The sequence below is a fragment of the Ralstonia mojiangensis genome, assembly GCF_023955645.1.
In the GTDB taxonomy this organism is placed as follows: Bacteria; Pseudomonadota; Gammaproteobacteria; order Burkholderiales; family Burkholderiaceae; genus Ralstonia; species Ralstonia mojiangensis.
In genome coordinates, this window is the sequence record NZ_JAMXHU010000003.1 from 213,582 (window position 1) to 233,656 (window position 20,075).

24 protein-coding genes and 1 tRNA gene are annotated in these 20,075 nt (G+C 61.9%); 11 read left to right on the top strand and 14 right to left on the bottom strand.

From position 1 onward, the window contains the following. The first annotated feature begins 34 nt into the window (after nt 1-34). Nucleotides 35-784, top strand: coding sequence for a C40 family peptidase (locus tag NG898_RS13055; RefSeq protein WP_252692674.1), 750 nt, complete (start codon nt 35-37; stop codon nt 782-784). 81 nt (nt 785-865) lie between these two features. Here NG898_RS13055 and NG898_RS13060 read toward each other — a convergent pair whose 3' ends face one another. The 9 genes from NG898_RS13060 to NG898_RS13100 form a co-directional block, all read right to left on the bottom strand. Continuing rightward, the gene (locus tag NG898_RS13060; RefSeq protein WP_252692675.1) at nt 866-1,876 is read right to left on the bottom strand and encodes an inorganic phosphate transporter; all 1,011 of its coding nucleotides are present in this window, start codon (nt 1,874-1,876) and stop codon (nt 866-868) included. 15 nt (nt 1,877-1,891) lie between these two features. Continuing rightward, nucleotides 1,892-2,518: a DUF47 domain-containing protein gene (locus tag NG898_RS13065; RefSeq protein WP_092971390.1), complete on the bottom strand. Its 627-nt coding sequence runs from the start codon at nt 2,516-2,518 to the stop codon at nt 1,892-1,894. A 149-nt stretch (nt 2,519-2,667) separates the two neighbouring features. Beyond that, entirely contained in the window at nt 2,668-4,056 is a 1,389-nt protein-coding gene (locus NG898_RS13070) for a replicative DNA helicase (RefSeq protein WP_027677550.1), read from the bottom strand. Between the two features lie 141 nt (nt 4,057-4,197). After that, nucleotides 4,198-4,650: a 50S ribosomal protein L9 gene (gene rplI, locus NG898_RS13075; RefSeq protein ID WP_252692676.1), complete on the bottom strand. Its 453-nt coding sequence runs from the start codon at nt 4,648-4,650 to the stop codon at nt 4,198-4,200. Nucleotides 4,651-4,674: 24 nt separating this feature from the next. Next, the gene (gene rpsR / locus NG898_RS13080) at nt 4,675-4,953 is read right to left on the bottom strand and encodes a 30S ribosomal protein S18 (protein ID WP_037022304.1); all 279 of its coding nucleotides are present in this window, start codon (nt 4,951-4,953) and stop codon (nt 4,675-4,677) included. 12 nt (nt 4,954-4,965) lie between these two features. Then, nucleotides 4,966-5,292, bottom strand: coding sequence for a primosomal replication protein N (priB, locus tag NG898_RS13085; protein WP_024975888.1), 327 nt, complete (start codon nt 5,290-5,292; stop codon nt 4,966-4,968). A 41-nt stretch (nt 5,293-5,333) separates the two neighbouring features. Then, the gene (rpsF, locus tag NG898_RS13090) at nt 5,334-5,702 is read right to left on the bottom strand and encodes a 30S ribosomal protein S6 (RefSeq protein WP_027677553.1); all 369 of its coding nucleotides are present in this window, start codon (nt 5,700-5,702) and stop codon (nt 5,334-5,336) included. Between the two features lie 93 nt (nt 5,703-5,795). After that, nucleotides 5,796-6,788, bottom strand: coding sequence for an asparaginase (locus tag NG898_RS13095; protein ID WP_252692677.1), 993 nt, complete (start codon nt 6,786-6,788; stop codon nt 5,796-5,798). A gap of 136 nt (nt 6,789-6,924) precedes the next feature. Then, on the bottom strand, nt 6,925-7,701 hold the full coding sequence (locus tag NG898_RS13100) for a ferredoxin--NADP reductase (RefSeq protein WP_045204191.1): 777 nt from the start codon (nt 7,699-7,701) through the stop codon (nt 6,925-6,927). A gap of 254 nt (nt 7,702-7,955) precedes the next feature. Between NG898_RS13100 and lexA the strand changes: the two genes are divergently transcribed. Then, a complete protein-coding gene (lexA, locus tag NG898_RS13105; RefSeq protein WP_252692678.1) occupies nt 7,956-8,606 on the top strand; it encodes a transcriptional repressor LexA in 651 nt (216 codons plus the stop codon). 119 nt (nt 8,607-8,725) lie between these two features. Next, nucleotides 8,726-8,911, top strand: a complete 186-nt coding sequence (locus tag NG898_RS13110; RefSeq protein WP_004626476.1) for a hypothetical protein — start codon at nt 8,726-8,728, stop codon at nt 8,909-8,911. A gap of 343 nt (nt 8,912-9,254) precedes the next feature. Here the strand turns inward: NG898_RS13110 and NG898_RS13115 are convergent, their stop codons facing one another. Further along, nucleotides 9,255-9,566 carry a cupin domain-containing protein gene (locus NG898_RS13115; protein WP_252692679.1) on the bottom strand — a complete coding sequence of 104 codons (312 nt, stop codon included), beginning with the start codon at nt 9,564-9,566 and terminating at the stop codon, nt 9,255-9,257. Nucleotides 9,567-9,582: 16 nt separating this feature from the next. Continuing rightward, nucleotides 9,583-11,313, bottom strand: coding sequence for a dipeptidase (locus NG898_RS13120; RefSeq protein ID WP_252692680.1), 1,731 nt, complete (start codon nt 11,311-11,313; stop codon nt 9,583-9,585). A gap of 132 nt (nt 11,314-11,445) precedes the next feature. Here NG898_RS13120 and NG898_RS13125 point away from each other — a divergent pair, with 132 nt between their 5' ends. Together NG898_RS13125 and NG898_RS13130 are read left to right on the top strand one after the other, a co-directional pair. Further along, nucleotides 11,446-11,841, top strand: a complete 396-nt coding sequence (locus NG898_RS13125; RefSeq protein ID WP_252692681.1) for a nuclear transport factor 2 family protein — start codon at nt 11,446-11,448, stop codon at nt 11,839-11,841. Between the two features lie 90 nt (nt 11,842-11,931). Next, nucleotides 11,932-12,007 (top strand) — tRNA-His (locus NG898_RS13130). 72 nt (nt 12,008-12,079) lie between these two features. Here NG898_RS13130 and dusA read toward each other — a convergent pair. Further along, nucleotides 12,080-13,114: a tRNA dihydrouridine(20/20a) synthase DusA gene (gene dusA / locus NG898_RS13135; RefSeq protein WP_260780719.1), complete on the bottom strand. Its 1,035-nt coding sequence runs from the start codon at nt 13,112-13,114 to the stop codon at nt 12,080-12,082. Nucleotides 13,115-13,158: 44 nt separating this feature from the next. Then, on the bottom strand, nt 13,159-14,268 hold the full coding sequence (locus tag NG898_RS13140) for an enoyl-CoA hydratase/isomerase family protein (protein WP_252692683.1): 1,110 nt from the start codon (nt 14,266-14,268) through the stop codon (nt 13,159-13,161). 146 nt (nt 14,269-14,414) lie between these two features. Between NG898_RS13140 and NG898_RS13145 the strand changes: the two genes are divergently transcribed. Continuing rightward, complete coding sequence (locus NG898_RS13145; RefSeq protein WP_252692684.1) at nt 14,415-15,320, top strand: sterol desaturase family protein; 906 nt, start codon at nt 14,415-14,417, stop codon at nt 15,318-15,320. Here the strand turns inward: NG898_RS13145 and NG898_RS13150 are convergent. Next, a complete protein-coding gene (locus tag NG898_RS13150; protein WP_252692685.1) occupies nt 15,313-16,182 on the bottom strand; it encodes a LysR substrate-binding domain-containing protein in 870 nt (289 codons plus the stop codon). The genes NG898_RS13145 and NG898_RS13150 overlap by 8 nt on opposite strands. Nucleotides 16,183-16,368: 186 nt before the next feature. On the opposite strand from NG898_RS13150, the gene NG898_RS13155 reads away from it, so the two are divergent. The 5 genes from NG898_RS13155 to NG898_RS13175 all read left to right on the top strand — a co-directional run bounded on the left by NG898_RS13155 (nt 16,369) and on the right by NG898_RS13175 (nt 20,056). Then, on the top strand, nt 16,369-17,205 hold the full coding sequence (locus NG898_RS13155; RefSeq protein WP_252692686.1) for a transporter substrate-binding domain-containing protein: 837 nt from the start codon (nt 16,369-16,371) through the stop codon (nt 17,203-17,205). A 16-nt stretch (nt 17,206-17,221) separates the two neighbouring features. Further along, entirely contained in the window at nt 17,222-17,914 is a 693-nt protein-coding gene (locus NG898_RS13160; protein WP_252692687.1) for an amino acid ABC transporter permease, read from the top strand. Nucleotides 17,915-17,918: 4 nt separating this feature from the next. After that, the gene (locus NG898_RS13165; protein WP_024975903.1) at nt 17,919-18,611 is read left to right on the top strand and encodes an amino acid ABC transporter permease; all 693 of its coding nucleotides are present in this window, start codon (nt 17,919-17,921) and stop codon (nt 18,609-18,611) included. 29 nt (nt 18,612-18,640) lie between these two features. Continuing rightward, complete coding sequence (locus tag NG898_RS13170) at nt 18,641-19,396, top strand: amino acid ABC transporter ATP-binding protein (protein ID WP_252692688.1); 756 nt, start codon at nt 18,641-18,643, stop codon at nt 19,394-19,396. Nucleotides 19,397-19,462: 66 nt separating this feature from the next. Beyond that, nucleotides 19,463-20,056 (top strand): cysteine dioxygenase family protein, encoded by a 594-nt coding sequence (locus NG898_RS13175; protein ID WP_252692689.1) that lies wholly within the window; start codon nt 19,463-19,465, stop codon nt 20,054-20,056. Nucleotides 20,057-20,075: the final 19 nt, after the last annotated feature.

A 20,075-nucleotide genomic window follows, 5' to 3' on the forward strand; every position in this document is an offset into this window, starting at 1 on the left:
AGCATGCTCGCTATCCAGACTCTCCTGATGGCGCATGCTGACGCGGTACAGCTCTTCCTTTGGCAATACCCGAGTAGCAGGCACCGCTCTGCTTGCGCTGGTCTGCCTGCTGTCCGCCTGCTCGTCAACGCCTACCCGCTCCACCGCCTCGCGCGACGCGGGCCTGCGCACACGCGGCGCCCCGATCCACGACCCCAGCGCTGGTCTGGAAGAAATCTCCATTGAGGCGATGGCGCTGGTCGGTACCCCTTACCGCTACGGCGGCAATACACCCGACAGCGGCTTCGATTGCAGTGGGCTCGTGCGCTACGTCGTGCAGCGCGCTGCTTCTGTAAACCTGCCACGCACGGCGGCCGAAATGGGCCGCCGCGGGACGTTATTGGATCGCCGCGACGTCGCATCGGGCGACCTCGTCTTCTTCAATACGACCGGCCAGCCGAATTCGCACGTCGGCATCTATGTTGGCCAGAACCGGTTTGTCCATGCACCAGCCACGGGTGGCACCGTGCGCCTGGAAGACATGACCAAGTCTTACTGGGCAAGCCGCTACATGGGCGCGCGCCGCGTCGTGGCCGTAAGCAACCTGCCGGATGCACCAGCACCGACCATCGCACCGATGGCTCCGGCACCCGCCAGCCCTGCCCGTCCGATCGATGATGATCCCCTGGGTACCCTCGCCCGCGCACGCGATGCTCAAACCGACAACCTGATGTCGACGCGCGGGCCGGCCGCTGCGACGGCTCCTGCGGACGATGACCCCATCGCGCGCTTCGCAACGCAATAACTAACGCGGCGCTCACCCAATGCAAAACGCCCACCGATTTGGTGGGCGTTTCGTTTTTTTCGGTGTCGACCTACGGTCAACTTACAGCACGTGTCGGCCGATCCACCAGGCAATCGCCGCCATGAACGCGGATGCGGGAATCGTCAAAACCCACGCCCAGACGATGTTGCCGGCCACACCCCAGCGCACTGCGGAAGCCTTCTGCGCAGATCCCACGCCGACGATGGCGCCGGTGATGGTATGCGTCGTCGACACTGGCACACCCAATGCCGACGCAAAGAACAGCGTCATGGCGCCACCAGTTTCAGCGCAGAAACCGCCGACCGGCTTGAGCTTGGTGATCTTCTGACCCATCGTCCGCACGATCCGCCAGCCGCCCAGCAGCGTACCCAGACCGATCGCCACATAGCAGCACACGATGACCCAGATCGGCGGTTCAGTTGCAGTGGCCGATGCGTAGCCGCCCGCAATCAGCAGCATCCAGATGATGCCGATGGTCTTCTGCGCATCGTTGCCGCCATGGCCCAAGCTGTACAGCGAGGCCGAGAGCAACTGCAAGCGCCGGAACCATCGGTCCACCTTGGACGGCGGCGTTCGGAAAAATAGCCAAGACACCGCCACCATCAGCAGCGAGCCGAGGATAAAACCCAGCAACGGCGAAATCAGGATGAACGCCACGGTCTTGAGCAAGCCACCGGCCACCAGCGAGCCCGTGCCCGACTTGGCCACAGCCGCGCCCACCAAGCCACCGATCAGCGCGTGCGACGAACTGGACGGAATGCCGTAGTACCACGTGATGATGTTCCACGCGATGGCGCCGACCAACGCCCCAAAGATGACGTAATGATCAACGATGGACGGATCAATTGTGTCGCGCCCCACCGTGGTTGCCACCTTGAGGTGGAAGATGAAAATGGCGATCACGTTGCAGGCTGCAGCCATCGCCACCGCCTGCTGCGGCTTGAGCACGCCGGTCGACACCACCGTCGCAATGGAGTTAGCCGCGTCGTGGAAGCCATTCATGAAGTCGAACACGATGGCCAGCGCCACCAGCAGAACGACCACCCAGAGACTGATCTGAAGCGTATGCATGAGGGCGTCGTCTCGTCAGGCGTTTTCGAGCACGATGCCTTCGATGATGTTGGCAACATCCTCGCAACGGTCTGTGACGCTCTCCAGTTGCTCGTAAATCGCCTTCAGCTTGATCAGCAGCTTGATGTCGTTCTCGGTGCGGAACAGCTTGGCCATGGCGGCACGCATCACGCGATCGGCCTCTGACTCCAGACGGTCGATTTCCTGGGCGATGGTGAGGATCTGACGGCCGTTGTTCATGTCACTGAGCAGCGCCACGGCCTTCCGGACTTCCTCGCAGCAAGCCACGCAGATCATGGCGAGCTGGCGCGATTCGTCCGTCAGGTTGGTCACGTCATACAACGAGATGGTGAGCGACACGTCTTCCATCAGGTCGAGGATGTCGTCCATCGTCGTGATCAGTTTGTGGATCTCGTCGCGGTCGAGCGGGGTGATGAAGGTCTTGTGCAGCAACTCGATCGTGTCATGCGTGATGCGATCGGCCTTCTTTTCAAAGTTCTGCACATTGCGTGCATGCATTTCGGCATTGGGTAAGTCATTGACCAGCTCCTTGAGTGCATGGGCCGCCTTGACGGCGCACTCGGCGTGCTGGTTGAAGTACTCAAAAAACTTGCCTTCGGTGGGCATGAAGCGACCGAACATGATGATCCTTGGGAACGGAAAAAAGCAGGAGTCGTAAAAACAACGCCGGACGGGATCACCGCCGGCGCTGTCATTAAAACGCAATATTTTACCGGAACCGGCCCCGCGAAATACGTGGCACGTTGTGGCGGGCCGACACGAATTACAGGTTACGTATCGTTGTCAAAGAACGCATTGCCCCCGGTGAAGTTATCGAACTTCGTGTATTCACCCAGGAACGTAAGACGAACGGTACCAATTGGGCCGTTACGCTGCTTACCGATAATGATTTCTGCCGTACCTTTGTCCGGAGAATCGGGGTTGTAGACCTGGTCCCGATAGATGAACAAAATCACGTCGGCATCCTGTTCGATAGCGCCGGATTCACGCAAATCCGACATCACAGGGCGCTTGTTCGGGCGCTGTTCCAGGCTTCGGTTCAACTGCGACAGCGCGATCACCGGGCAGTTGAGTTCCTTCGCCAGACCCTTCAGCGAACGCGAGATTTCCGAAATTTCGGTCGCACGGTTCTCGCCACCACCCGAGCCGGACATCAGCTGCAGGTAATCGATGACGATCAGGCCGAGCTGCCCGCACTGCCGTGCAAGCCGCCGCGAGCGCGCACGCAATTCCATCGGGTTCAACGCGGGCGTTTCGTCGATGAACAGTTGCGCGTCGTTCATCTTCTGAATGGCATGCGTCAGGCGCGGCCAGTCCTCGTCGAGCAGACGACCGGTACGCAGGCGGTGCTGATCCAATCGCCCGACCGAACCCAGCATACGCATGGCGAGCTGCGTGCCCGCCATTTCCATCGAGAACACGGCCACCGGCAGGCCTTGCTCCACCGCAACGTGTTCGCCAATGTTCAGCGAGAACGCCGTCTTACCCATCGATGGGCGACCGGCCACGATGATCAGATCGCCGCCTTGCATACCGCTGGTCATGCGGTCGAGGTCAACGAAGCCGGTCGGTACGCCGGTAATGTCGCTCTGATTATCGCGGTGGTATAGCTCGTCGATACGCTCGACCACTTGCGTCAGCAGCGGCTGGATTTCCAGGAAGCCCTTCTGCCCACGCGAACCTTCTTCGGCAATCGCGAACACCTTGGATTCGGCCTCGTCCAGCAACTGGCGCACGTCGCGCCCCTGCGGGTTGAAGGCTCCGGCCGAAATCTCGTCGGCAATCGTCACAAGTTGGCGCAGCACGCCGCGGTCACGGACGATTTCCGCATAGCGACGGATGTTGGCAGCACTCGGCGTGTTCTGCGCTAGCGCATTCAGGTAGGCCAGGCCGCCCACCTCTTCCGCTTTGCCAGCGGCCTGCAACTGCTCGTACACCGTGATCACGTCAGCCGGCTTGGCCTGCGAGATCAGCTTGCCGATGTTGTGGAAGATCAGCCGGTGGTCGTAGCGGTAGAAATCGTGCTCATTGATGAAATCGGCAATGCGATCCCAAGCGGCGTTATCCAGCAACAACCCGCCAAGCACCGACTGTTCGGCCTCGATGGAATGCGGGGGCACCTTGAGGGAATCGAGCTGGGGATCGGAGGGCGCGTTCATGGCGGGATTATAGCGGCGCTGCTCGGTCTTCAATCTGGACCCCTGATACAAAGGACAACAAAAAAGGCAGAGACTTTCGTCCCTGCCTTCTTGACTCGCGTCGATCGGTGACCCGGGCGCCGCGAGGTGCTGCGCGCGTGCTTAGGCGGCGTCGCCCAGCACCGACACGTTCACGTCAACTGCCACGTCGGTGTGCAGCGAGACGACGACCGGGTGGTCGCCCACGGTCTTCAGCGGACCGTTCGGCAGACGCACTTGCGCCTTCTCAACCTTGAAGCCTTGCGCAACCAGTGCGTCAGCGATGTCGTGGTTCGTGACGGAGCCGAACAGACGGCCATCCACACCAGCCTTTTGCGACAGTTGCAGCGTCAGGCCGTTCAGCTTCTCGCCTTCGGCTTGCGCGGCAGCCAGCTTTTCAGCGGCCAGCTTTTCCAGCTCAGCGCGGCGGGCTTCGAATTCCTTGATAGCGGAATCCGTAGCACGGCGGGCTTGCTTGTTCGGGATCAGGAAGTTACGAGCGTAACCGTCCTTCACGCGCACCACGTCGCCCAGGTTACCCAGGTTGACGACCTTCTCGAGCAGAATAATTTGCATTGTGAGTTCTCCTTATCCCGCTGATTAGTGCTTGTGCTGATCGGTGTACGGCATCAGCGCGAGGAAACGTGCGCGCTTGATGGCCGTATCCAGCTGGCGCTGATAGATCGCGCGCGTGCCGGTCAGGCGGGCCGGGGTGATCTTGCCGTTCTCGCCGATGAAGTCCTTGAGCGTGTCCAGATCCTTGTAGTCGATCTGCTCAACGCCGGCCACCGTGAAGCGGCAGAACTTCTTGCGCTTGAACAACGGGTTTTGCTGCTGGAAGCGCTTCTTGTTCTTCGCGTCGCGCTGCTTCTTGTTCATGAATGCCATGATTCAATCCTTTACGAATACGTTACATCCGGAGATGTGAAAGACCAGTGCCTTACTGCTGCGGTGCTTGCGAGCCAGGAATCCTACGCAATCCAGGACAGTGCCCGGAGCGATGCGATCCAGAACGGAAGCCATCTTGCCGGCTGCCAGCGCTTCCATCGAAAACTCGATTTGCCGCACTGTTTGCGCTTCGACCGCCTGCCCGCTGTATGCCAGAAGACAATTGACGATCGGTACGCCGGCTGGGGTGTATCGCATCACCTCGCGCTCGACCAGAGTGGCGACGAGCTGCAGGCGATTGATAGCGTTATCCCCGTGGGTTTCGTTCATGCTGGTGATGCGCGGTCAGGCTTGCGCAGCACCGCGCGGCATCAGGCGGCCTGTTCGGTCTGAGCGGCGGCCTTCTTGGCCTCTTCGCGTGCGACTTCCTTCATCATCGGCGACGGCGCCGTTTCAGCCTTTTTGGTCTGAACGATGAGGTGACGCAGCACGGCGTCGTTGAACTTGAACGCGTGCTCGAGCTCAGCCAGGGTCTCCTTGCCGCACTCGATGTTCAGGCACACGTAGTGAGCCTTTGCGAGCTTCTGGATCATGTAGGCCAGTTGACGACGGCCCCAGTCCTCGACGCGGTGCACTTGGCCGCCTTGCGTGGTGACCGTGCTCTTGTAGCGCTCGATCATCGCGGGCACTTGCTCGCTCTGGTCCGGATGGACGATGAATACGATTTCGTAATGACGCATTGACGCTCCTTGTGGATTAAGCCGCCCGGGCGTCACACTCCGGTGCAGCAAGGTTGGTTAGCCTGCCATTATACGCAGGCCTTGGAGATTTTTTCAATATCGATCAATGACTTGCTGCAGAGAGGCAACTTCTGCCTGGGCGCGCCCCGAGGCCAGAAGCAACGTCAAGAGCACACGCGCTTTATATGGGTTCAGCGACCCGCTCGAGGCCCAACGCTCTCCACTAGGTTGCGCGGGCACCAAGCCAGCCCCGGTACGCGTGGAGCGCAGCACGAAAACGCCCTGCTGACTCGCCCGGTTCAACGCCGCCTCGAGATTCGCATGGATGGAGCCCGCGCCCGTTGCGGCAATTACCAGCCCCTGCACGCCCGCCGCAACTAACGCATCAACGACACGCGCATCGGGTTGCGCATAGCTCGCTATCACTTCCACCCATGGCCACTGGCTCGTTGGTGGCATCGGCAGAACTTCCGCTGCAGTCACGGGCTGCGCAGCACGCTGAAACTGCACTTGGGCGTCGAGCACGAAACCCAGCGGCCCCACATCCGGCGAAACAAAGGCCTCGACCGCGTAAGTGTGCGCCTTTTGCACATCGCGGGCGGCATGCACGCGCTGGTTGATCGCCACAAGCACGCCACGCCCGCGCGCAGACGGACTGGCGGCCAATCGCACCGCGTTCAGCAGATTCAGAGGCCCATCCGCCGACAGCGACGTTGACGGCCGCATCGCCGCCGTCAGGACGATCGGCGTATCGGTCTGCTGCGTCAGGTGCAGCAACATCGCGGTTTCTTCAAGCGTGTCGGTACCGTGCGTGATGACCACGCCATCCACGCGCTCGACCTCGACCCAGTGACGGATACGCGCGACCAGCCTTTCCCATACGTCGAACGTCAGGTCCTTGCTGTCGATCTGGGCGACCTGCTCGGCGCGCACGTTGGCGATGCGCTCCAAACCAAGTTTGCTGGCCGCGAGCAGTTGATCGATGGGGACGGCGCCAGCGCGATAGCGCGCGGCGGAGCCAGCGTCGTCAGCAGAGCCAGCGATTGTGCCGCCGGTGGCGAGGATGGCGATGGTAGGCAAGGACATCGTTGCAGACATGCGTTGTGGGCAAGGCGCGCATTGTATCCGCCCGCCCCGCCTTTGCCGACGCGGGATTGCCCTGTGCGCCCAGAAAACAAAACGCCGGCACACAGGCCGGCGTTTTGAACGGAAGCAGTGTCGATTATTTCTCGACGAAGGCGCGTTCGATCACGTAGTCACCGGCTTCGCCCATGCGAGGCGAAATCTTGAAACCACGGGCATCGAGCAGCTTGCAGGTGTCTTCCAGCATGGCCGGGCTGCCGCAGATCATGGCGCGATCGACAGCCGGGTCCATCGGGGGCAGGCCGATGTCGGCAGAAAGCTTGCCGTTGTCGACGAGGTCGGTCAGGCGGCCCATGTTGCGGAACGGCTCGCGCGTGACGGTCGGGTAGTAGATCAGCTTCTCGCGCACTTGATCGCCGAAGAACTCGTTATTTGGCAATTCCCGGGTGATGAAGTCGGCATAGGCCAGTTCGCTCACTTGGCGCACACCGTGCAGCAGCACGACCTTCTCGAAACGCTCGTAGGTATCCGGATCCTGGATGATGCTCATGAACGGCGCGAGGCCGGTGCCGGTGCCGAACAGATACAGGTTCTTGCCGGGCAGCAGATCATCCAGCACGAGCGTGCCGACCGGCTTCTTGCTCACCAGCAGCTTGTCGCCCACCTTCAGATGCTGCAGGCGCGAGGTCAGCGGACCGTTCTGCACCTTGATGCTGAAGAACTCGAGGTGCTCTTCATAGTTCGGGCTGGCAATGCTGTAGGCGCGCATCAAGGGCTTGCCTTCGACCTCCAGCCCGATCATGACGAAGTGGCCGTTATGGAAGCGCAGCGCCTGATCGCGCGTGGTCTTGAAGCTGAACAGCGAGTCGTTCCAGTGATGGACGCTCAGAACGGTCTCTTGATTGAAGGCGGACATGGTGACGTTCGGGCCAGCCCAACGAGGCTCAATCGGGCTATGTGGCGATGCAAAAAATCGGTCAAGGCCTTGATTTTATGCGATTCCCCGCAGCCGCGCCTGCATGGATTACGCATAAGCTTCTAACCACTCGCATGGGTTTTGACGCCGGTCATAAGGAGCGGGCGCTCGCGCAACACGTCACAACAAAATCACTTGCGCTTCCCGCATCACTGTATAAAATCACAGCACCTGTTCAAATATACAGTACACCAATGGCCGCCCTCACCCCTCGCCAACAGCAGATTTACGACCTGATCCGCCAGACGATCCAGCGCACGGGCTTTCCGCCCACACGCGCCGAGATTGCCGCAGAGTTCGGTTTCTCATCGCCCAATGCGGCCGAGGAACACCTGCGCGCGCTGGCACGCAAGGGTGTGATCGAACTGACGCCGGGCGCCTCGCGCGGCATTCGACTGCGTGCTGCCGGCGACGCGGTACAGCATCAGTTCTCGCTGCCGTCGATGGGGCTGATGCAATTGACGCTGCCGCTGGTGGGCCGCGTGGCTGCCGGTAGTCCAATCCTGGCAGCAGAGCACATTGATCGCCAGTATCAGGTCGACCCCTCGCTGTTCTCTGCGCAGCCCGATTTTCTGCTGAAGGTGCGTGGCATGAGCATGCGCGACGCCGGCATTCTGGATGGCGATCTCCTGGCCGTGCAGCGCGCCACCGAAGCCACCAACGGCAAGATCGTGGTGGCTCGACTGGGCGACGACGTCACGGTCAAGCGCTTCCAGCGCAAGGGCCGCCATGTCGAGCTGATAGCCGAGAACCCGGATTTCGAACCGATCCACGTTGATCTGGATCGTGATGAGTTTCACCTGGAGGGCTTGGCCGTCGGTCTGATCCGGCCTGCTGCTCCGTAAGTCTCCGGCGCATCTCAGCGCCAAAACTTCGCTGTTTGATCCAACCTGGAGGTGAGCCATCGACTCGCCAGGGCGGAGTCTTGCCACTCGCTTTTCCACCCGAACTCACGAGGTCTGCCATGCGACTCGGATCGATGTCTTCCCGCCGCCGCCCGGTACAGCCGGTACCTTTCCGCCAAACCCAGGGCGTGCGCATCTATCAGGGGGAGCAGCGCCGTACGATGGTTGGCAGCATGGCCGCCATCTGCCGCATGCTCGATGCGATTCCGGCAGCTTCACGTACTGCTGGCGCCGAAAGCTGCTGAGGGAAAGTAAGACGATGAAGGGCTTTGAAGGGCGCCGCCGCGGCCGATCAGGGCATACCCCAATGCTGTCGCCGCAACTGATTTCATACACTTGCCGTGCCCTGAGGACAGGGCTTTCTTCAACTGATTTTCGGCCCGCCGTTTGAGCGGGCTGTTTTTTCTGTTCGCAAGTTGCTGCAGCGGCACATTCAACGATTTTCCGTCAGCAAAACGGACGTTTACCCGGATGTTGTTTGGCGTACGTGACAGTAGTATTGCCAGTGCCCTCAGGGGCAATGAGATCGCTGAATTCAAAGCCCGCAGTTGCGGGCTTTTTTTTTCGCTGCAACCGGCCGGCGAGCCGCTAAACGCTCCCGGCTTTCTCGATGACGAGAATTCTTGCCTCGCCGCGCGGGTGCGCCACATGCTCGCAGCCGACGCCGGCGAAGAAGATGTCGCCGTGCTCCAGCGTCACGACCTTCTCTTCGCCGGCTTCGCGGTAATGCATGTCGACCGTGCCATCGAGCACCACGAACACCTCTTCGCCATCGTTCACATGCCAGCGATAAGGCTGGTCCGTCCAATGCAGGCGCGTGGTAATGCCGCTTATATTGGCAATGTCGAGTGCACCCCAGGCACGCTCGGCAGTGAACGACTTGGCGCGAATGATCTTCATGGCGATCGTGCCTCGTTTACTGCATCGACTGCAGATTGCCGATACGCACCAGCATCTCGGTGAACATCTGCATATCGAGGTCGAGGTCCGGCACTTCCTTGTACTCGTTGGCGTTGTGCGCGGTGTACTTCTTGCCGGGCATCGCGGGGCCGAAGTTAATGGCATTCGGCATCAGCTTGGCAGTCGTGCTGCCGGCCGTGGGGACGGGCTTGGCGTCAAGGCCCGTCGTGTCGCCGTAAATGTTGAGCAGCGTCGACAACCATGCCCCCTTAGGATCACGCGCCATCCAGTTGCCCTGGTCGTGGTTGATCTCAAGGGCGACGTGGTTGGCGTTGGCCCACGCGTTGATCTTGCCGGCGATCTCACCGCGCAGCGCGTCGGGCGTTTTGCCGCGCGGCATGCGCACGTTGGCGGTCACCTCCACGCGGCCGTTCTTGTCACCGATCACCGTAGGCGAGATGGTGAGGGGCCCCATGAAGTCGTCCTTGTAGGCAAGCCCCATGGTGTTGCCGAGATAGTCGGTGCCATAAAGGTCGGTCAGATAGCGCACGGCGTGGGCGTAAGCGTTGTCTGCGAGGCCGAGATCAGCTGCCCGCAGGAACAGCGCCAGACGCGGCAGCGGGTTGACGCCCTCCTCCGGGCGCGAGCCGTGCGCCGACGTGCCGGTCACCTTCACGACGATGCTGTCTGCGGTGCGCGTGATGTCGATTGCAAACTTGCCCTGTGCGGCCAAGCCATTCACGAACGCATCGCGCTTGGCTTCGAGCGCGGCGGCGGCCACGCCCAGATCTCCTCCCTTGAGCGTGGCGGTGCCCGTCTGCGGGACGGAGCTGGCCGACGCCGCGCCTGTCATCGAAACGATGGCAGTATGCGAGGCATCGCCGGCCTGCGCAGGGAAGAACACCTTCAGCGCGCCGGTGCCTTTCTCGGCAACCACGGCCGGGTATTTGCTGTCGAGCACGATGTTGTACGCGGGCAATTGCGTGTGCTCGCGGTAGTACTTCATGCCATCGCCCCCGGTTTCTTCGGTGGTTTCGATCATCAGGCGGATCGTGCGCGCGAGCGGCACGCCGCTGTCCTTGACCGTTTTCATGGCGTACATGGCGGCGGCAATCGAGCCCTTGTCGTCAATCGTGCCGCGGCCGTACAGCAAATTGCCGACGCGCGTGACCTTGAACGGATCGAGCTTCGTGCCGTCGCCGAGCACCCATTCCTCGGGCTTTGCGGGTACGACATCAGCGTGAGTCAGGATGCCGAATTCGTCCGAACCGGTGCCGGGCAGCGTGACTTCAAATACGCGGTTGTCGACGTTGCGGTATTTCAGGCCGAAGTCGTGTGCCATGCCTTCGACCAGCTTCCCAAACGCGACGATGGCAGGGTTTTCGTACTGCGGAATTTTGTCGTCGCGCACCGTGGGCAGCGCGACCATCTTTTCGATCGAGGCGATCACGGCCTGCTGGTTGTGCAGGCGGTTGTACAGACCGAGCAGACGCCCGATGTTGACCAAGTCATCGCCAGTGAGCGCGGCCTTTTTCTGGTACGCGGCGACGCTGCCTGCGACCTGGGGATCAGCCTTGGCGGCTGCCGCTAGAAAGCTGTTCAGGTCAGCAGATGCCTTGGATTGTTCGGCGGCGAGCAGCGCATCGAGTTGCGGTTTCTGAAGCGTGGCGGCAAAGGCGCCGGTGCCGCAAGCCAGCGACAGTGCGATCGTCAGCGAAGACAGGCCAATACGGGCAGTGCGTTGCATCGAAGTGGATTCCGGGAAAGGCGAAGGCGCCATCATAGGGGCGAAGCGCGAGCCACGCATTGTGCAGCGCGAAAAACGCTAAGACACGCCCACTGCGCGGTATGCTGGGAGCTTTCCAAGGAGGCCTGCCGCATGGAACCGTCTCTGGATACCGCCCCTGGTCTGCTGAACGTGCTGGAAGAGCTGCGCCGGCGCGAGCCCATCTTCCATCGCCCAGAATTAGGCACGCGCCGCGAAGATTTTGAGCGCATGACCACGGAAGATTTCTGGGAAACAGGCGCCTCGGGTCAGCGCTATAGCCGCAGCTATGTGCTCGGCGTTCTCGATGCACGGCACGGCCATATCGGCGAGGACTTCTGGCAAACGCGCGATTTCCGCTGCCAGGAAATTGCGCCCGACAACTACCTGCTGACGTACACGCTGGTGCAATCGAACCGGACGACGCGCCGGGCGACGTTGTGGCGGCGAACGGCGGATGGCTGGAAGATTGTGTACCACCAGGGAACGGTCGTGGCGGAAGCTCGTTGAACTCCCTTGCGAAACCCTCTAGGCAAGTCGAAAGAATGTTTGTATAATCGCTGTTTCCTTGAACGGCGACGCGCTACTCAAGGAACAATGGTGGCTGTAGCTCAGTTGGTAGAGTCCCAGATTGTGATTCTGGTTGTCGTGGGTTCGAATCCCATCAGTCACCCCAAGATTCAAGAAAAAGCCCGCATTCGCGGGCTTTTTTGCATTCAGCGGCCGGGGTGTCCCGACCGTTCGGGCATCAAACCGCTACCGCCTCATCGTTCGATTCTGCGCCGCGCCGCAGGTGCGCCCGCGCCTCGTCGAAGAGCGCGTGGGCGTCGGCCAGCGTCTTGACGCGACCCAGCGCCTTGGAATCCGACAGCACGCGCCGCCAGCCCCGCGCGCCCGCCACGCCACGATACAGCCCCAGCATGTGGCGCACCGCCGCCCCAGCGTAGCCGCCGCGCTCCACCCAGCGGCCGACGTAGCCGATCATCGCGTCTTCCACCTCGGCACGCGTGGGGGCTTCAGTGCCTGCGCCGTAGTACCGCGCATCGAACACCGCCATCAGATGCGGATGATGATACGCCTCGCGGCCGATCATGACGCCATCAATGTGTGCAAGGTGCGTGTCGATCTGCTCGAGCGTCTGCACCCCGCCGTTGAGCAGGATTTCCAGATGCGGAAAATCACGCTTGAGCTGGTAGACGACTTCATACCGCAGGGGCGGAATCTCGCGATTTTCCTTGGGGCTCAGGCCTTTCAGAATGGCGTTGCGCGCATGGACGATGAAGGTCTCGCAACCCGCCTCGGCGATGGTGCCGACGAAATCGCGCACGAAATCGTAGGTCTCGATGGCGTCGATGCCGATGCGGTGCTTGACCGTGACCGGAATCGACACCGCGTCGCGCATCGCCTTGACACCCTGGGCGACGAGCTTCGGTTCGGCCATCAAGCATGCGCCGAACGCGCCTCGCTGCACGCGCTCAGACGGGCAGCCGCAGTTGAGGTTGATTTCCTTGTAGCCCCATTGCTGGCCGAGGCGCGCGGCCTGGGCGAGATCATCGGGTTCGCTGCCGCCGAGCTGCAGTGCCACGGGATGCTCGACCTCGTCGAAATCGAGGTGACGCGGGACGTCGCCGTGCAGCAGCGCGCCGGTGGTCACCATTTCCGTGTAGAGCCACGTGTGGCGCGAGATCTGGCGATGGAAGAACCGGCAATGTCGGTCAGTCCAATCCATCATCGGGGCCACCGACAAGCGGCGAGGGTTCGGCGTGGGGCGTTCAGCGGTCACAGCAAGATCAACGATTCAAAATCCAGGCGCGCAGTTTACCGGTTCTAGTCCGACAGCCCCAGCAGCGGATGCTGCTCACGGCGCCACGGCGAAACAAAGAAGGCGGCCACTTCGTCGTCACGCACGGCGTCGATGCGGGCGTGCTTCCACTTGGGCGCATGATCCTTGTCGACCGCGAGTGCGCGAATGCCTTCGATACCGTCGCCTTCGGCAAACACGTGGGTCATCATGTCGAGTTCGCGGCGCAGTTCATCGGCCAGCGTGGTGTGGCGGCCGCGGCGGATCAGCTCCAGCGTCACCGCCATCATCAACGGCGAGCGCTTGGCCATGTGCGCGGCGGTCTGGGCGGCCCATTCGGTATCCGTGTTGCCGGCCAGATCCGCGAAGATGCCTTGCACGCTGCTCTGACTGAAGCAGGCATCGATGGCCTCGCGGTGAGGCGCGATGATCGCCTTGGCATCATCGGGCGCCGATGCGGCTTCGGTAAAGCAGGCTGCGATCTGCTCGGCGCTGCTCCAGTTGCCGTCGCGCAGGCGTTGGACGATGGCCGCCAGCGCCTCGGTGGTGACGTGGCAATCGGCAAGGCCAACCGACAACGCGTCCGCCGCTTCGATCATCTGCCCGGTCACCCCCAGGTATTCGCCCACATGGCCGGGCACGCGCGCCAGGAACCAGCCGCCACCAACATCCGGGAACAGACCGATGTTGGTTTCGGGCATGGCCATCTTCGTTCGCTCGGTCACCACGCGCAGCGATGCGCCTTGCGAGATGCCCATGCCGCCGCCCATCACCACACCGTCCATCAGCGCGATGTAGGGCTTGGCATAGCTGAAGATGAGGTGATTGAGGCGATATTCCTCGGTGAAGAAGGTGATGAGTTGCGGGTCGCCGGCCGTGGCGGCGCGGTGGAAGAAACGGATGTCGCCGCCCGCACACAGGGCCTTGCCACCCTCGCCACGCAGGATGACAGCGTGGACTGCCGGATCGTGCTGCCAGGCCAGCAGCGCATGCGACATCGCGCGGATCATTTCCAGCGACAGCGCGTTAAGCGCCTGTGGCCGGTTCAGCGTCAGCCAGCCGATGCCGCCGCGTACTTCGGCGATCACGTTGGGTTGGACTTCAGCCTGCGGCGCGATGGAAACGGTGGATTGCATGTCTCGGATGTTGTTGTGGGAATAACGGCTCGCACTGTACACGACAGCGTATTGAAGCGAGGAATGGCTCTAGCCTGCCCCCTTTCGCAGCGCGGGTGTTGGGCGTATACCTGCCGGTTGGAGACGACACACATCACAACAATCCAATGACCTCTGCCAACGCCGCCCCGGGCGCGTCCGGTTTCGACCCCGGCCTGATCCTGCTGGCCTTTGCGCCGGTCTTCCTGCTGACCATCGGCGCGGAGGCGTGGTACTGGCGCAAGCGCGATCCGTCCGTCTACAGCCTCAAAGACACCGTTTCAAACGCGTGCCTTGCGCTCATGCACCAGGCATCGGATGCGTTCTTCCTGTGGCTGTTGATCAAGACAGTCTATTCGTGGACGTACAGCCACGGCCTGCGCGCGGTGCCCGAGACATGGTGGTCGTTTGTGTTGCTCCTGCTGTTGCAGGATTTTCTGTACTACTTCTTCCACCGCGCCAGCCACCGTGTGCGCTGGATGTGGGCCTCGCATGTGACGCACCACTCGTCGGAAGGCATGAATTTTTCGACGGCATTCCGCCAGAGCCTGACCTATCCGATTTCCGGCATGTGGCTGTTCTGGATTCCGCTTGCGTGGATCGGCTTTACGCCGGACTGGGTAATCCTCGCCGTGGGCCTGAACCTGGCATTCCAGTTCTTCGTGCATACGCGGCTGGGTGCGCTGGATTCGCGCTACGCCGGCTTCTGGCGCTGGCTCGGGCAATACGTGAATACGCCGTCGGTGCATCGCGTGCACCACGCCAAGAACCCGCAGTACATCGACCGCAACTACGCCGGCGTGCTGACCATATGGGATCGCATGTTCGGCAGCTTCGTGCCGGAGGAAGACGCGCCCATTTTCGGCATCACGCGGCAAGTCCACACGCGCAACCCGGTCACCCTCACCTTCCACGAATGGCGCGACATGTGGGCAGACGTGTTCCGTGATCGGGACATTCGCTACCTGTGGAAACCGCCCGAGTGGCGCAGCCCGCGTGCTGCGGTGACCGCCGAGGCGATGCCGCTCACATGAACGGCGGCCCGAAGCGCGTGGCGACGCGATCAGTGGAATCGAACAGATCGCGCAGGACGGCGCTGGTGCACGTCGGCTGCACGTAAAGGTAGAAGGCCACCTCCGGCAGTCGGGGCAGGCCATCTGCTTCGGTCAGCACGCGCATGTTGGCGTCGAGCAATTCGGTCGTGCGCGCCGTCACGCCCAGCCCCGCGCTGATGGCAGCCTTGATGCCCGTCAGCGTGGGCGACAGATAACTCGTGCGCCACGGAATGTGGTGCGCGTCCAGGCATTCAATCGACAGCTGACGGAACAGGCTCAGTTCGTCGGCCATGACCAACGGCACCGGCGCGGCGGGGTTGAAGATGAAATCTTCCGCGCAGATCCACACCATCGGCGACGTGCGCAGCTTGATACCAGGAAACGCATCGTCATAGCGGGTGGAGATCGCCAGATCGAGCGTCTTGTCGCGCAACGCGTCCATCAGGAACGGGCTGCGGCCAACGTTGATTTCCATCTGCAATTCTGGCGACAGCTTGGACAATCGCCGCAGCAGATTGGGCAAGATCGAATCGGCCACGTCATGCGGTGAGCCGATGCGGATTTTCTCGATCGGGCCACCCGTCTGGATCACCTGCACAGCCTGGTCGTTCAGCGCCAGGATCTTGTGCGCATAGGCGACAAGCCGCACGCCATCGGGCGTCATCATCTTGTGGCGGCCGCGCTTCTCGAACAGCGCGCAGCCCATTTCGTCCTCCAGCCGCTGCATCTGCTGCGTGACCGCAGACTGCGTGCGCCCTACCCGTGCCGCTGCCGCGGCAAACGTCTCGTGCTGTGCGATCGCTACGAATGTGCGCAGCAAATCGATGTCCAGATTTCGCATCTCGATCCCGATACTTTAGAAATCCTAATCAATTCCGGCCAAAAATTAAATTGTTCTGCGCAATTCTGGCCGATAACCTGCCGGAAATACAAATAACACTGAACGAACAATACGTTCAGGCAGACACCTGAGCCGCGGGGAAGCGCGGTCCGACAATGAATCGGTTTCATACAAAGGAGGAACACCATGTGGGTATGGAAATGGGCACAAGCCGCTGCGACGCTGACCTTGGGCACGCTGGGCGTGGCAGGTGTGGCGCACGCAGACGCGCTGACCGACATCAAATCGCGCGGCACGCTGGTCTGCGGCACCCAGAACGCCAGCGAGCCTTACGCCTTTCCCGACGCCGCCACGCGGCAGATCGTCGGCTTTGACGTGGATGTTTGCAGCGCGTTGGCCAAGGGGCTGGGCGTCAAGCTGGAGCACCGCGCGCTGTCAACCGACGCACGCATTCCCGAACTGAAGACACATCGCGTGGATGTGCTGGCCGCTGCCGTGGCGTGGATGCCGGCGCGCGCCGCGCAAGTGGATTTCAGCAACCAATATTTCGTTGCGCCAATCCGCGTGCTGGTGCGCGCTGATTCGCCCATCCAAACGCTCGATCAGCTTGCCAACAAGAAGATCGCCGCATCCGAAGGTTCCAGCTCCGCAGCGGTGTCGGTCACGCGCCTACCGGCTTCGCGTCTGCTGACCTTCCACGATATTTCGTCGGCGTATCTGGCTTTGCAGCAAGGCAAGGTCGATGGGCTGGTCGCGGGGCAGCTCGTGCTGGCGCGCTTTGCCAACGAGGCGGCGCAGAAAGGCGGCCAGCAATATCGCCTGCTGACGGCGCCCGTCTATGAAGAACGCTGGGGCGTGGTGATGAACAAGAACGAGCCCGCGCTCATGGCAGCCGTCAACAAGGTGCTGGCGGATTACGACCAGACGAGCGGACTGCAGACAAGCTTCGACAAGTGGCTCGGCGCCAAGTCGGTCTACAAGTTCTCGCGCGACTACAAGGTCGAACCGATCAAGCCGCAGTAAGCCCAAGGCGGCCGACATGTTCGATCTCTCGTTCCTGCTCGAAGACGGCTACCTGCGCCTCCTCCGAGACGGCATCCTGACCACGTTGCGTCTGTTTGTCGTCTCGGGCCTGTTGGCCATCGCCGTTGGCGTTTCACTGGCAACGTTGCGGGCGCTGCCGGTGCGCGTGTTCAAGGCGTTCGTCATCGTGGTTGTCGAATACCACCGCAACGTGCCGATGCTGGTGCAGATCCTGGTGTGGTATTTCGGCGTCCCGCAGTTGCTGCCGGAATCGCTCAAGGTATGGATCAACGCCGGCAACACCGAGTTCTTCTTCGCGGCGATTGCCCTGGCGCTGAACTCGGGCGCGTTCATCTCCGAAGACCTGCGCTCGGGCCTGCGTGCGATCCCGCATACGCAGCAGGAGGCGGCGTGGTCGATTGGGCTGACGCATCTGCAGGCGCTGCGTTATGTGATCCTGCCGCAGGGGATTCGCGTGGCGCTGCCCGCGCTGCTCAACCAGGCGCTATTGCTGTTCAAGAACAGCTCGCTCGCGATGGCCATCGGCGTGCACGAGTTGCTGTACCGCACGCGCCAGATCGACAACCTGACCTTCCGCACGTTTGATGTTTTCCTCATCGCCACGCTGCTGTATCTGCTCGGCACGCTTGCGCTGATGTCGCTGTCGGATCGCGTTGCAAAGCGTCGCACGACGCCACTGGGGGTGTGACGCCATGCTTGAAATCCTGCATGACTATCTGGCGTTGTTCCTGGTCGGGTCGTGGCCGAATGGGCCGCTGGGCGGTGTGGCGGTGACGCTGGTGCTTTCGGTGCTGGGCTTGGTGATGTCGTTCCCGATTGCAGTGCTGATCGGCCTGGCACACGTGAGCCCCTGGCGCTGGCTGCGCCGTATTGCCGGTGTTTGGTCTCGCCTGGTGCGCGGCATTCCGCTGCTGATGATCATCTTCTGGGCGTACTTTGCGGTGCCGCTGCTGGTGGGCAAGGAAGTGTCGGCGTTCACCACGGCGGTCTGCGCGATCATCGTCTACGAGAGCGCATTCCTCTCGCAAATCGTACGTGCGGGGCTCGAGGGCCTGCCGCGCGGGCAGATGGAAGCAGCGCGCTCGAATGGCCTGTCCTGGCTGCAGAGCATGCGCTACGTGCAACTGCCGCAAGCGCTGACCAACATGCTGCCGTCGATCGTCAACCAGTTCGTGTCGATCATCAAGGCAACGTCGCTCGCCTATGTGATTGGCGTGCCGGAGCTGACGTACTCAGCGGCGCAGGTCAACACCATCACGCTGACCAAGCCACTGGAGACCTTTCTCGTGCTGGCAGCCTTCTACTTCGTGCTCTGCTTCGCGATCTCACGCTTTGCCGGGCAGCTGGAGCGCCGCATTGCCCGCCATCGCGCTGGGCTTGCCTAGGAACAAACCCTTGCCGGAGACAACGTCCCATGCTGGCATTTGAAAACGTCGACAAGTACTACGACGACTACCAGGCGCTCAAAGGCATCAATGCCACCATCGAACGCGGTGAAGTCGTTGTGGTGTGCGGGCCCTCGGGCTCGGGCAAATCCACGTTGATCCGCACGGTCACGCGGCTGGAGGGCATCCACGGCGGATGCATCCGCTTCGAAGGACGCGATGTCCATTCACGCGATGTACGGGTCAACCAATTGCGTGCGCGCATCGGCTTCGTGTTCCAGAACTTCAACCTGTTCCAGAACCTGTCGGTGCGGCAGAACCTGATTCTCGGGCCAACCAAAGTGCTCGGTCTGCCGCGCGACGAAGCGACGGCGCAAGCCGAAGCGCTGCTTGCCAAGGTTGGCCTTGCCCACAAGATCGACGCGATGCCCGCGAACCTCTCAGGCGGCCAGCAGCAGCGCGTGGCCATTGCTCGGGCGCTGGCGATGAAGCCGCCGCTCATGCTGTTTGATGAGCCAACCAGCGCGCTCGACCCCGAGATGGTGCAAGAGGTTCTGCACGTGATGCGCGAGCTGGCAGACGACGGCCTCACGATGATGATCGTCACCCACGAGATGGGCTTCGCGCGTGATGTGTCCAGCCGTGTGTGGTTCATGGACCAGGGCGAGTTGCTGGAGGACTCGCCGCCCGACCAGTTCTTCAGCCGACCGAAGCACGCGCGTGCGCAGCGCTTTCTGCAAGACGTCCTGCGGCCTGCGCCGCGCATTGCCGAACTCGTCGCCTGACACCAACAACGATAACAACGCCACGTAACACAACAAGGCGCCCCCATACCTCAGGAGAATCCATCCATGTCCACATCGCTTCCTCAGCAACGCCAAGCGGCAGTCAATGATGCGATTGCCGCCATGAAAGCCGCACTCGCACCCGAAGGTGAAACACGTCCCGCACTGGCGGACGTGCTCGAACAGGTCAAAGGCCTCGCCGCACGCACGGAGTTCTGGCAGGAAACCGACTTCCCGCCTCCCAGCGACGGCGAGCTGCAAGCCCGCTACCTGATCCACGAAGATGCCGACCAAACCTACGCGCTATACCTGAACGTCATGCGCCCGGGCAAGAAGATCACGCCGCACAACCACACCACGTGGGCCTGCATCGCCGCCGTGGACGGCACGGAATACAACTACGTCTACCGCCGCACCGACGACCGCGCCACGCCCGGCGTCGGCACGCTGGAAATGACCGGCACCGTTGTCGTCGAACCCGGTACCGGCATCGCGCTGGCGGCCGAAGACATCCACGCCGTCGAGATCAAGGGCGAGGCGCCCATCCGCCATCTGCACATGTACGGACGCGCGCTCGAAACGCTGACCGAGCGCATCACGTTCGACCTGGCGACCGGCTGCTACCAGACCATGGGCATCGGCGTGAAGACGCGCCGCTAAACCGCCAGTCTCAACCCGA

Bases quoted from the DNA above. Each gene is read 5' to 3' on its own strand.
- NG898_RS13055 (WP_252692674.1), top strand. From the start codon at position 35: ATGCTGACGCGGTACAGCTCTTCCTTTGGCAATACCCGAGTAGCAGGC.
- NG898_RS13060 (WP_252692675.1), bottom strand. From the start codon at position 1,876: ATGCATACGCTTCAGATCAGTCTCTGGGTGGTCGTTCTGCTGGTGGCG.
- NG898_RS13065 (WP_092971390.1), bottom strand. From the start codon at position 2,518: ATGTTCGGTCGCTTCATGCCCACCGAAGGCAAGTTTTTTGAGTACTTC.
- NG898_RS13070 (WP_027677550.1), bottom strand. From the start codon at position 4,056: ATGAACGCGCCCTCCGATCCCCAGCTCGATTCCCTCAAGGTGCCCCCG.
- rplI (WP_252692676.1), bottom strand. From the start codon at position 4,650: ATGCAAATTATTCTGCTCGAGAAGGTCGTCAACCTGGGTAACCTGGGC.
- rpsR (WP_037022304.1), bottom strand. From the start codon at position 4,953: ATGAACAAGAAGCAGCGCGACGCGAAGAACAAGAAGCGCTTCCAGCAG.
- priB (WP_024975888.1), bottom strand. From the start codon at position 5,292: ATGAACGAAACCCACGGGGATAACGCTATCAATCGCCTGCAGCTCGTC.
- rpsF (WP_027677553.1), bottom strand. From the start codon at position 5,702: ATGCGTCATTACGAAATCGTATTCATCGTCCATCCGGACCAGAGCGAG.
- NG898_RS13095 (WP_252692677.1), bottom strand. From the start codon at position 6,788: ATGTCCTTGCCTACCATCGCCATCCTCGCCACCGGCGGCACAATCGCT.
- NG898_RS13100 (WP_045204191.1), bottom strand. From the start codon at position 7,701: ATGTCCGCCTTCAATCAAGAGACCGTTCTGAGCGTCCATCACTGGAAC.
- lexA (WP_252692678.1), top strand. From the start codon at position 7,956: ATGGCCGCCCTCACCCCTCGCCAACAGCAGATTTACGACCTGATCCGC.
- NG898_RS13110 (WP_004626476.1), top strand. From the start codon at position 8,726: ATGCGACTCGGATCGATGTCTTCCCGCCGCCGCCCGGTACAGCCGGTA.
- NG898_RS13115 (WP_252692679.1), bottom strand. From the start codon at position 9,566: ATGAAGATCATTCGCGCCAAGTCGTTCACTGCCGAGCGTGCCTGGGGT.
- NG898_RS13120 (WP_252692680.1), bottom strand. From the start codon at position 11,313: ATGCAACGCACTGCCCGTATTGGCCTGTCTTCGCTGACGATCGCACTG.
- NG898_RS13125 (WP_252692681.1), top strand. From the start codon at position 11,446: ATGGAACCGTCTCTGGATACCGCCCCTGGTCTGCTGAACGTGCTGGAA.
- NG898_RS13140 (WP_252692683.1), bottom strand. From the start codon at position 14,268: ATGCAATCCACCGTTTCCATCGCGCCGCAGGCTGAAGTCCAACCCAAC.
- NG898_RS13145 (WP_252692684.1), top strand. From the start codon at position 14,415: ATGACCTCTGCCAACGCCGCCCCGGGCGCGTCCGGTTTCGACCCCGGC.
- NG898_RS13150 (WP_252692685.1), bottom strand. From the start codon at position 16,182: ATGCGAAATCTGGACATCGATTTGCTGCGCACATTCGTAGCGATCGCA.
- NG898_RS13155 (WP_252692686.1), top strand. From the start codon at position 16,369: ATGTGGGTATGGAAATGGGCACAAGCCGCTGCGACGCTGACCTTGGGC.
- NG898_RS13160 (WP_252692687.1), top strand. From the start codon at position 17,222: ATGTTCGATCTCTCGTTCCTGCTCGAAGACGGCTACCTGCGCCTCCTC.
- NG898_RS13165 (WP_024975903.1), top strand. From the start codon at position 17,919: ATGCTTGAAATCCTGCATGACTATCTGGCGTTGTTCCTGGTCGGGTCG.
- NG898_RS13170 (WP_252692688.1), top strand. From the start codon at position 18,641: ATGCTGGCATTTGAAAACGTCGACAAGTACTACGACGACTACCAGGCG.
- NG898_RS13175 (WP_252692689.1), top strand. From the start codon at position 19,463: ATGTCCACATCGCTTCCTCAGCAACGCCAAGCGGCAGTCAATGATGCG.